The organism is Corallococcus sp. AS-1-6 (genome assembly GCF_020037015.1).
In the GTDB taxonomy this organism is placed as follows: domain Bacteria; phylum Myxococcota; class Myxococcia; order Myxococcales; family Myxococcaceae; genus Corallococcus.
Genome location: NZ_JAIQDE010000018.1, coordinates 85,202 through 95,497 on the forward strand (window position 1 = coordinate 85,202; position 10,296 = coordinate 95,497).

9 protein-coding genes are annotated in these 10,296 nt (G+C 70.3%); 8 read left to right on the forward strand and 1 reads right to left on the reverse strand.

Annotated elements, in window-relative coordinates; translation table 11 throughout:
- Window positions 1-12: 12 nt before the first annotated feature.
- The 4 genes from K8612_RS23845 (at window position 13) to K8612_RS23860 (ending at window position 3,047) form a co-directional block, all read left to right on the forward strand.
- Complete coding sequence (locus K8612_RS23845) at window positions 13-735, forward strand: glutathione S-transferase family protein (RefSeq protein ID WP_223763981.1); 723 nt, start codon at window positions 13-15, stop codon at window positions 733-735.
- 177 nt (window positions 736-912) lie between these two features.
- Complete coding sequence (locus K8612_RS23850; RefSeq protein ID WP_223763982.1) at window positions 913-1,356, forward strand: PAS domain-containing protein; 444 nt, start codon at window positions 913-915, stop codon at window positions 1,354-1,356.
- 216 nt (window positions 1,357-1,572) lie between these two features.
- Complete coding sequence (locus K8612_RS23855; protein WP_373692133.1) at window positions 1,573-2,688, forward strand: hypothetical protein; 1,116 nt, start codon at window positions 1,573-1,575, stop codon at window positions 2,686-2,688.
- Complete coding sequence (locus tag K8612_RS23860) at window positions 2,685-3,047, forward strand: DUF2019 domain-containing protein (protein ID WP_223763984.1); 363 nt, start codon at window positions 2,685-2,687, stop codon at window positions 3,045-3,047. Before K8612_RS23855 ends, K8612_RS23860 begins: the two co-directional genes overlap by 4 nt.
- Before the next feature lie 3 nt (window positions 3,048-3,050).
- On the opposite strand, the gene K8612_RS23865 is transcribed toward K8612_RS23860, so the two are convergent.
- Entirely contained in the window at window positions 3,051-4,238 is a 1,188-nt protein-coding gene (locus K8612_RS23865; protein WP_223743040.1) for a DUF4388 domain-containing protein, read from the reverse strand.
- A 244-nt stretch (window positions 4,239-4,482) separates the two neighbouring features.
- On the opposite strand from K8612_RS23865, the gene trpS reads away from it, so the two are divergent.
- From trpS to K8612_RS23885, 4 genes are all read left to right on the forward strand, one after another.
- Window positions 4,483-5,496, forward strand: a complete 1,014-nt coding sequence (trpS, locus tag K8612_RS23870) for a tryptophan--tRNA ligase (RefSeq protein ID WP_223743041.1) — start codon at window positions 4,483-4,485, stop codon at window positions 5,494-5,496.
- 201 nt (window positions 5,497-5,697) lie between these two features.
- Entirely contained in the window at window positions 5,698-6,510 is an 813-nt protein-coding gene (locus K8612_RS23875) for a ScpA family protein (RefSeq protein WP_370639975.1), read from the forward strand.
- The gene (gene scpB, locus K8612_RS23880; RefSeq protein WP_223743043.1) at window positions 6,497-7,498 is read left to right on the forward strand and encodes an SMC-Scp complex subunit ScpB; all 1,002 of its coding nucleotides are present in this window, start codon (window positions 6,497-6,499) and stop codon (window positions 7,496-7,498) included. The genes K8612_RS23875 and scpB overlap by 14 nt, the downstream gene beginning before the upstream one ends.
- A 27-nt stretch (window positions 7,499-7,525) precedes the next feature.
- Window positions 7,526-10,201 carry a pseudouridine synthase gene (locus K8612_RS23885; RefSeq protein WP_223763985.1) on the forward strand — a complete coding sequence of 892 codons (2,676 nt, stop codon included), beginning with the start codon at window positions 7,526-7,528 and terminating at the stop codon, window positions 10,199-10,201.
- Window positions 10,202-10,296 lie beyond the last annotated feature (95 nt).

The following is a 10,296-nucleotide window of genomic DNA, read 5'->3' on the forward strand; positions in this document are numbered from 1 at the left end:
TACGTTCGCGGCATGACCTCGAACGCACTTCCGTCCCTGACCCTGCTGGAGCTCGCCGACCCGGGCCTGCCGGGCATCGAGAGCTATTCGCCCTTCTGCCTGAAGGTCCACCGGGCCCTGAAGTACGCGGGGCTGCCCTACGCGCGCGGCTGCGCGGACAACCCGGCGATGCACCGCGCGCACAACCCCACCGGACAGGTGCCGGTGCTGCTGGTGGGAGCGGAGGCGGTGCCGGACTCCACGGCCATCCTCGCGCGCATCCAGCAGTTGGCGCCGGGCCGCATCGACGCGTCGCCGGAGGCGCTGCTCTGGGAGGAGCTGGCGGACACGTCGCTCAACGGCTTCCTGGTCGCGTCGCGCTGGGCGGATGACCGCAACTGGCCCCGGACGCGCGCCGCGTTCTTCCACTTCATGCCGGCGCCGGTGCGCGCGGTGGTCCCGACGCTGATCCGCCGCAAGCAGGTGGAGCGCCTGGTGGCGCGCGACGTCTGGCGTGCGGGGCCGGAGGCCTGCTGGCGCCGGTTCGGGGCGCTGCTGGACCAGTTGGACGCCCGGGCGCCGGAGCAGGGCTTCTGGCTGTCAGGGGCGCTGAGCGTGGCGGACCTGGCGCTGTTCGGGCAGTTACACAGCCTGCGGACGCCGCTCACGCCCTGGCAGGGGGCGGAGGTGGAGCGGCGCAAGCGGTTGAGCGCGTGGCTCGGCCGGGTGGACGCGGCGACCCGCACCGCGAGCTGAGGGCCGCGAAGGGCGCACACAGGGTCCGGAAGGACTTCGCCGCACGAGCGCCGTGCGCGCGTTTCCGTCGGATTGCGGAGGATCGTGCGCGCCTGGAAGCACACCATCCAACGATCAAACATTGGACAGCGCCATCGCACGGACGTGCCGGTGAGGACTTCATCTACGGTTGCGCGCATGAACCCGACCCCGCACACGCCCCCCACTGGCGAACCCGTTCCCCTTCAAGCGACCACGACGGAGTCGCTCGACGCGCTCATCCAGCGCGTCGACGGCATGTCGGAGGTGGAGCTGGATCACCTCCCGTTGGGGATGATCCAGCTCGACGGGCAGGGCCGGATCCTCAAATTCAACCGGACCGAGGCCGCGCTGGCGCGCATCCAGGCGAGCGAGCAGATCGGCAAGAATTTCTTCTACGACGTCGCGCCGTGCACGCGCGTGCGGGAGTTCTTCGGCCTGTTCCAGGAGGGCGTGCGGGCGAAGAAGCTCTACCAGACGTTCGGCTTCGTCTTCCGCTTCGCGCACGGCGCGCGCCACGTGGCCATCACACTGTTCTACAGCGACAAGACGAATTCGGTCTGGGTGCTGGTGTCCGACAAGAAGATGCCCGACGCGCGCTGAAGCCGCGTCAGCGCACGAAGCCCGCCACGGGGCTTCCCCTCGGGTCGAGCCGCACGCTAGGGAGTGGGCCCGGAGGGGTCCATGGCCTTTCGAGTCCCGCTCGCCGTCCTGCTCCTCGCCGTGCTCAGTGCGTGTGCGGCCCCGAGGGGCAGGGTGCGGCTGGATACAGGCGAAGGTGCCCCCATCGAGTTCAGCCCGGCGTCTCCCGTCCGGGCGGTGACCGTGGGGGAGGGGGCCTTTGAACAGGCGCTGACCGGGCTGGTCCTGGTCACGCCGCTGCGCCTCCGGGCTTCGCGGCCAGTCGACTGGGTGCGCGCTTCCCATCCCACGGGCGAAACGGACCGTGCGTTCGGAGGCTTCTGCGAGCCGGGCCTCCGTCGGAGTGGCTGCATCTCGCTGCTCGAAGACGTGATGGGGCTGAGCGACTGGGACAAGTTCGGCGTGGCGCTGACGCTGTCCCTCGACCCGCTCAAGGAGAGCATCGCGAGGGCCGTGGAGGAGACCCTGGCGCCCCAGCTCTTCTACGCGGTGATCGCCACGGGGCTCGTGACCTGGGCGGCGCTGGCCGCCAATCCCGAGCCTGCGTTCACCAAGGCCGCGGCGGTCATCTCCGCGCTGCTGCTGATCTACCTGGGCGCGGAGACGTTCCTGGAGCTGATTGACGCGAGTCAGGACCTGAAGCTCGCGACGGATCAGGCCACCACCTGGAAGGAGCTGGATGCGTCCGGCCAGCGCTTCGCCGCCCGGGTCGGTCCCTCCATCGCACGGGTGATGGTCCTCGCGTTCACGGTCGCGGTGAGCCACGGCATGACCGGTGGCGCCTCGTTGCTGGCGGCCAGGATCGCGACGCTGCCGAACTTCCCGGGAGGCGCGGCGGTGGCCTCACGTGTCGGCATCAACGTCGCGAGCCTCGAGCAGGTGAGGGCGGTGTCCGTCTCGGGTGGCATCATCACGCTCGCCCTGCCATCCACGGCGGTCGCCATGGCGGCGAAGACTCCGGCCAGCACCCCGCCAGGAGGGGCGCGTTCCTGGAACTCCTTCAGCGCCCTCAAGAGGGCCCGAGGACCCGCGGGGCCGGGGAAGCAGTGGCACCACATCGTCGAGCAGACGGACGGCAACGTGCAGCGCTTCGGTCCCCAGGCCGTGCACAACACCGAGAACGTGATCGCGATTGACGAAGCCGTCCACCAACGGATCAGCGCCTACTACTCGTCGAAGGAAGTCGCTCTCACGGGCCCACAGACCATTCGGCAATGGTTAAGCAGCCAGTCCTTTCAGGCGCAACGCGACTTCGGAATAGAGACCCTCATTCGCTTTGGAGCTCTTCCTTGAGCACCCGGAAGTTTCAAAAGGCCAGCATCGAAGAACTCGTCCAGTGGTACGCGGAGGCGTCCATCGCATATGGCCAGTCGCTGGAGGCTGCGGACTCACGGTCCGCCAATCGCGCCGCCGACAAGATCTCCGCAGCCTATCGGGAGCTTCGGAGCCGTGGCGCGACGTCCCAGCTCCTCCCCCTTCTCCAGAGCGAGAACGAAACCGTCCGAACGAACGTCGCGGCTCATGCCATGGAGTTTGCTCCCGAGTTCGGTGAGCCGGTACTGCTCTGGATCGAGAAGCGTCCAGGGCGCAATGGGCTCGCTGCGCATTACGTCCTCAAGGCCTGGCGCGAGGGCACGCTCAAGTTCCCCTGAGCGTCAGCTCCCGCCCAGGTCCCCCAGGTTCAACCCGTACGGATCCGTCGTCGTCCGCCTTGGCCCGGGCTCTGGCGCACCGGGCGCCAGGGGCGCCACGCGGATCAGCCCCGCGGCCCTCAGCCGTTCCACGGACCGGGACGCGGCCAGCTCTCCCATCGCCGCCGTGCGCAGCGCCTGACGGATGCTCCGGCTGCCCCTCAGCTTCGAGTACAGGTACAGGTCGTCCGCCGTCAGGTCCGCCGGGGCAGGGCGGGGGATGGGCTCGAACACCAGCCTCCCGTCCAACGCGAACAGCGCGTCACTCAACGCCAGCGTCAGCCCCACCTCCGCCTCGCGGTACAGCGCGTGCGCCTCCGGCACCGGGCCCCGCTCCAGCACCTGCGCCGCCAACGCCACCGCCAGGTCGTACTTTCGCGACGACAGGAACGCGCGCACCAGCGCCAACAGCTCCGTGAACTCCGTGGACTCGCCCACCGTGGGGCCCGTCGACCGGTGCGGCGCCAGCGCCCCCCGCCGGTACAGGTGCAGCACCCAGCGCGCCGCGAACAACGGCGCCTCCCTCGCGCTCGCCAAGAGCTCGCCCAGCGTCGCGCCTCCGGCCGCCAGGTCCAGGAGCACGTCCTCCTCCTCGGAGAACGTCTCCACCGCGAACTCGCGGAACACCCGGAACGTGGTGTCCAGGCGCGGGAAGATGTCCCGGAACTGCGCCCACTCCTGCACCCGCGCCACCGCGTCCCGGTGCAGCGTGCTCAACGGCAGCCGCAGGCCCACCGCCCGGCCGGACAGGGGTAGCCCCGGCGTGAACTCCACCTCGCCCGACTCCCAGGTGTAGCAGTCGAACAGCGCCTCGCGCGCCTTGTGCTCCATCGCCTCCGTCAACTGCGACAGTTCCACGAAGCAGCGCTGCACCAGGAACGTGCCGTAGGGCAGGTTCGCCCCCTCCGCCGCCTCGAACGCCGCCGCCGCCCGGGGCGCTTCCAGGATGCGCAGGTTCACCAGCACCTGCGCCAGGTGCTCCCTCGGATCCGTGGAGGCCACCCCCACCAGGTGCCCGTCCCGCAGGTAGAACTCCCGGCGCACCGCGCCCCGCTCCACCCGCAGCGTCCCCTCCACCCCTGGCGTCGCGTACAGCGGGGGCAACACCAACTGGAGCCGGTAGCTGGCCAGGTTTCCTGTGAACGCTTCCATCCGGGGGCGCCCTCCAAGGCAGGTCGCATGCTGCGCCGGCCGCCAGGGTAACTGGGAGACCCGAGACGTCTCAACCCCTCGAAACTCCTGGACTTTTCCTGCCCGGACGAAATGTTCCAGCAAGGCCGGGCATGCGGGTGTCAGGCATTGAAAGGGCCCACCTGTCCCAACGGAAGGTTGCAGCGTGACGGCGGGTGTGCGAACGAACCGTGTCCTCCACCCGTCATTCGGAGCGCGAATCGCGATGCGGATTCTCTCAGGCGTCCAGTCGTCCGGAAGGCTGCACATCGGCAACTATTACGGGGCGATGCGGCAGTTCGTGCAGCTCCAGGACCAGGGCGAGGCCTACTACTTCATCGCCAACTACCACGCGCTCACCACCGTGAGGGACCCGAAGCTCGCGCTGGAGCTGACGCGCGACGCGGCGCTCACGTACCTGTCGCTGGGCCTGGATCCGAAGAAGGCCGTCCTCTTCCGCCAGAGCGACGTGAAGGAGGTCCTGGAGCTCAACTGGATCCTCGGCACCGTGGTGCCCCAGGCCCACCTGGAGCGCGCCCACAGCTACAAGGACAAGGTCGCCCGCGGCATCAGCCCGGACTTCGGCCTCTACGCGTACCCCGTCCTCATGTCCGCGGACATCCTGCTCTACAGCGCGGATCAGGTGCCGGTGGGCAAGGACCAGATTCAGCACATCGAGTTCGCGCGCGACTGGGCCGTGAAGTTCAACACCCAGTACGTCCCCGGCTACGACCCGGCGGACCCGGAAGGGAAGGAGCGGGGCCACGCGCCCGGCATCCTCAAGCTGCCCTCCGCCTTCGTGCAGGAGAACGCCGCCACCGTGCCCGGCATCGACGGACAGAAGATGTCCAAGTCGTACGGCAACACGCTGGAGCTGTTCGGCGAGGAGAAGGACATCAAGAAGCGCATCATGTCCATCAAGACGGACTCCACGCCCGTGGACGCGCCCAAGCCCACCGTGGACGCGCCGCTCTATGATCTGCTCAAGCTGATGCTCCCGCCCGGCGAGTTCTCCGACGTGGACGCGTCCTGGAAGGCCGGCGGCAAGGGCTACGGCGACTTCAAGAAGAAGCTCCTGGACGCCTTCCACGTCACCTTCGGCCCCGCCCGCCAGCGCCGCCAGGAGCTGCTCAACGACCCCGGCGAGTTGGAGCGCATCCTCAAGGACGGCGCCGACCGCGCCCGGGCGGAAGCCACCCGCCTGATGGACCAGGTGAGACGGGCCGTGGGAATCCCCTGAACGCCCGTTCCTGTTCAAATGTTTGACCCCCCTGGGAGGCATTGCTAAGGAGGTCTGTCCCTCCGGCGCTCGTAAAGGCTGGAATTTCGGCCCCTTCCGCATGACGAAGTTCCCATCCCCCCAGAAGGACGCCGGCCGGTGAGCGAAGGTCGCAAGCCCCCACCGCCCGACGACCTCCCGCCAGACCCCGACGGGGAGGGATTGCCGCGCACGCCCGGAGACGCCTTCCGGGTGGCGCTGCCCAACTTCGAGGGTCCCCTGGACCTGCTGCTCCACCTCATCAAGGAGCACCGGGTCGACATCTTCGACATCCCGCTGGCGCTGATCACCGCCAAGTACCTCGAGTACCTCGAGCGGATGCGGGAGCTGAACCTGGACATCGCCGGGGAGTTCCTGGTGATGGCCTCCACGCTCGCCCACCTGAAGAGCCGCATGCTCCTGCCCCGGCAGGACGCGGCCCAGGTGCCCGAAGGCGCGGACGTGCTCGCCTCGGTGGAGGAGGCTCAGGACCCTCGCGCGGAGCTGGTGCGCAGGCTCCTGGAGTACCAGAAGTACAAGGAGGCCGCGGAGCACCTGGCCAAGCAGGACATCCTGGACCGGGACGTGTTCGCCCGGAAGGTGCCCGTGGAGGCGGTCCCCATCCCGGAGGACGAGGTCGGGCTCCAGGAGATCTCCGTCCTCAAGCTGGTGGAGGCGCTCGACCGCGTGCTCGAGCGGCTGACGCCCAAGGTGCAGCACGAGGTGGTGCTGGAGCGCGTCAGCCTGTCCGAGGCCATCCTCCGGCTGGCGGAGCGGCTCAAGAAGGACGGGCAGGTGGTGTTCGAGGCGCTGTTCACGGAGGCGGCCACGCGCCAGGAGGTGGTCATCACCTTCATCGCCATGCTGGAGATGGTGAAGCGCCGCCTCATCAAGGTCTTCCAGGAGGAGCCCCTGGGCCCCATCCAGGTGACGCCCAACGGGGACGCGCTGGAGAAGCTCATCCCCACGGAGGTCGACGAGAGTGACTACCGGTAACGGTCCCGACGACGCTGACGAGACGCCCGCCCCCGGCACGCCCGGCGGCCCCGGACAGTTCTCCGAGGAGGAGATCGCCGCCGTCACCGGCCCCGGCCCGGACGACGCGGAGCTGGACGGGGTGGAGGCGGCCGCCATCGAGGAGGACTCGGACGACACCGACAACGTCCCGGACCTCCAGTCCTCCTTCGAGAAGCTGGTCGCCAAGAGCCGCAACCTCTCCCCGGACCGCATCCGCACGGTGCTGGAGAGCGTGCTCTTCGTCGCCGAGCGCCCCCTCAACGTGGACGAGCTCTACCAGGCCACCGGCATCCCCCGGGAGCCCATCCTCCAGGCGCTGGATCAGCTCTCCGGCATCCACCGCGAGGGCATCAGCGGCGTCGTCCTCTACGAGGTGGCGGGCGGGTGGCAGTTCCGCACGGATCCCCACTCCGCGGAGTACGTCCGGCGCTACCTCCGGGTGAAGCCGCAGCGGCTCACCCGGGCGGCGGTGGAGACGCTGGCCATCATCGCGTACCGGCAGCCCGTCACCCGCCCGGAGCTGGAGGACATCCGCGGCGTGGACTGCGGCGCGGTGCTCAAGGCGTTGATGGACCGCAAGCTGGTGAAAATCCTGGGCAAGCGGGAAGAAGTCGGCCGCCCCATTCTTTATGGAACCACGCGCGAGTTCCTGGAGTTCTTCGCGCTGAAGGACCTGTCCGCGCTGCCCACGCTCCGTGAATTCCATGAATTGACCCAGGAGCACCGGGAGATCGTGGAGAAGGAGGCGGCGCCCCCGGCTCCGAAGGCGGAGGGGACGGTGGCGGCGCTGTCGGACCCGAACTTCACGAAGCGGATGGAGAAGAACGAGGCGGCCAGCGAGGCCGCCCTGGAGGAGCTGGAGGAGGCCATGGCCGCCGCGGAGCGGAGCCAGAAGGTCAGCGCCAGCATCCTGGAAAGCCCCCCTTCGCCCGAGAAGGGTGATAGCGAGGGGCCCAAGCCCGAGTGACGGGCGGCAACTGGAAGAAGGCAAGGCATGGCGGCGGAACGTTTGCAGAAGTACCTGGCTCGCGCGGGAGTGGCTTCGCGCCGGCACGCGGAAGAACTCATCACCTCCGGTCGCGTCGGAGTGAACAACGAGACGGTGACGGAGCTGGGCAGCCGGGTGGAGCCCGGGGTGGACCTGGTGACCGTGGATGGGAAGCTCGTCACGCCGCCGGAAGAATCGTCGTACTACCTGCTCTACAAGCCCGTGGGCGTCGTGACGACGCTGTCGGATCCGCAGGGCCGGCCCACGGTGGCCAGCTACGTGGAGGAGACGGGCCGCCGCCTGTTCCCCGTGGGCCGTCTGGACTACGACGCCGAAGGGGCGCTGCTCTTCACGGATGACGGCGCGCTGGCGCACAAGCTCACGCACCCGAGCTTCCAGGTGCCTCGCACGTACCTGGCGAAGGTGAAGGGCGTGCCGGACATGCCCACGCTGGAGAAGCTGCGCGGGGGCGTGCGGCTGGAAGACGGCATGGCCACGCCGGTGTCCGTGGACATCTTCGAGAAGGCCGAGCGCAACACCTGGCTGAAGATCGTGGTGGCGGAGGGCCGTCCGCACCTCATCAAGCGCCTGTGCGCGGCGGTGGGGCACCCGGTGGTGCGCCTGTTCCGTCCGAACTACGCGGGCATCGGCGTGGAGGGCCTGCGCCCCGGTGAGCTGCGGAAGCTGAAGACCGCGGAGGTGATGCAGCTCACGGAGGTGGCGGAGGGCCGTGCGCAGCCGAACGCGTCGGACCTGAAGCTGCCGCCGCGCCGTCACGGGCGCTCGGCGCCGGGCTTCGGCGGGGCGGATGACGACGACGTCGAGCTGTCGATGGACGACGACGCGCCGGTGGCGCCGCGCAAGACGGAGCGCGCGGCCAAGAAGGCCGCGACGGGGCCCAAGACCCGCGAGGCGCGTCCGGAGCGCAAGGAGTGGAAGGGCGTGCAGGACGGAGGCACGCGTCCGCCGAAGTTCGCGAAGCGCGGGGCGACGCTGGCCACGGACGACGACGCGGACCTGGAGGACGTGCCGACGTTCGACGACGACGGTGACGAGGTGGAGTCGGACGCCGCCGAGGGAGCCACGTACGGCAAGGCCGCGCGAGGCGCGGGACGTTCCAGCAAGACCGAGGGTGAGCGAGCCCCCCGTGGCGCCGCGCGGTTCGGCAAGCCGGCCGGCGCGGGGCGCTCCGAGGGTGGTGCGTCGCGCGGTGGCAGCCGGTTCGGTGCCGAGGGTGGCGCGTCCCGTGGCGGTGGCCGGTTTGGTGCCGAGGATGGTGCGTCGCGCGGTGGCAGCCGCTTCGGCAAGCCGGCCGGTGCGGGCCGTGGTGGTGATGAGGCTCCGCGCGGGCGTTTCGGCAAGCCGGCCCGTGCTGGCACGGAGGGCGATGCTCCTCGCGGCGGTGGCCGCTTCGGCAAGCCCGCGAGCCGCTTCGGTGGTGAAGAGGGCGGTGCTCCGCGTGGCGCGGGCCGTTTCGGCAAGCCCGCGAGCCGCTTCGGTGGCGAAGAGGGTGGCGCTCCTCGCGGCGCGGGCCGCTTCGGCAAGCCCGCGAGCCGCTTCGGCGGTGAAGAGGGTGGCGCTCCTCGCGGCGGTGGCCGTTTCGGCAAGCCCACGAGCCGCTTCGGTGGCGAAGAGGGCGGCGCTCCTCGCGGTGGCGGTCGCTTCGGCAAGCCGGCCCGTGCTGGCGCGGAGGGAGATGCTCCCCGTAGCGGTGGCCGCTTCGGCAAGCCCGCGGGTCGTTTCGGCGATGACGAGGGCGGCGCTCGTGGCGCGGGCCGCTTCGGAAAGCCGGCCCGGGAAAGCCGCGATGGTGATGAGGCTCCGCGCAGCAGCTTCGGCAGGCCTGCCCGTGCCGGTGCCGAGGGTGGTGCGTCGCGCGGTGGCAGCCGCTTCGGCAAGCCTTCGGGCCGCTTCGGCGGTGAAGAGGGCGGTGCGCCTCGCGGTGGCGGCCGTTTCGGCAAGCCCGCAGGCCGTGGTGGTGACGAAGGCGCCCCTCGTGGTGGCGGTCGCTTCGGTGCCGAGGGTGGTGCGTCGCGCGGTGGCGGCCGCTTCGGCAAGCCCGCAGGCCGCTTCGGTGCCGAGGGCGGTGCGCCTCGCGGTGGCGGCCGTTTCGGCAAGCCCGCGGGTCGCTTCGGTGACGAAGGCGGTGCACCTCGCGGTGGTGGTCGCTTCGGCAAGCCGGCCGGCGCGGGCCGTGGCGGTGACGAAGGTGGCGCTCCTCGCGGCCGCTTCGGCAAGCCGGCGGGTGGAAGCCGCTTCGGTGGCGAAGAGGGTGGCGCTCGTGGCGGTGGCCGCTTCGGCAAGCCCGCTGGCGCAGGCCGCTCCGAAGGCGGTGCTCCTCGCGGTGGCAGCCGCTTCGGCAAGCCCGCTGGCGGTGACCGCCCCGAGCGTCGCGAGTGGAAGCCCCGTGGCGAGTCCGCGGGCCGTCCCGAGCGTCGCGAGTGGAAGCCCCGTGGCGAGGACTCCGGCAGCCGGTCTCGCGGCGGCGGTGAGTCCTCGTCCAGCGGCTCGGGCGAGCGCATCGTCCGCGCGGGCGTGAAGAAGGCGCCCCCGGGCGAGCGCGGCGGCGGATACCAGGACTTCAAGGAGCGCAAGACACGCGCCTCCGAGCCGCGCTGGAACAGCAAGGCGCCTCGGGGAGGGGCAGGCCGTCCGCCCCCTCGCGGTGGCCGCTCCCGCTGAAACACCCCTCCTCCTGGGTCGCTCCGTCGGTGGGCGGCCCGGGAGGGCGTTGATATAACCGCCGCCTACCTCCAGCGTCCGCCGCTCCGGGAGAA

What these genes read in the sequence shown, in the direction of transcription:
- trpS (WP_223743041.1), top strand. Translation starts at nt 4,483, where the DNA reads ATGCGGATTCTCTCAGGCGTCCAGTCGTCCGGAAGGCTGCACATCGGC.
- K8612_RS23885 (WP_223763985.1), top strand. Translation starts at nt 7,526, where the DNA reads ATGGCGGCGGAACGTTTGCAGAAGTACCTGGCTCGCGCGGGAGTGGCT.
- K8612_RS23850 (WP_223763982.1), top strand. Translation starts at nt 913, where the DNA reads ATGAACCCGACCCCGCACACGCCCCCCACTGGCGAACCCGTTCCCCTT.
- K8612_RS23865 (WP_223743040.1), bottom strand. Translation starts at nt 4,238, where the DNA reads ATGGAAGCGTTCACAGGAAACCTGGCCAGCTACCGGCTCCAGTTGGTG.
- K8612_RS23845 (WP_223763981.1), top strand. Translation starts at nt 13, where the DNA reads ATGACCTCGAACGCACTTCCGTCCCTGACCCTGCTGGAGCTCGCCGAC.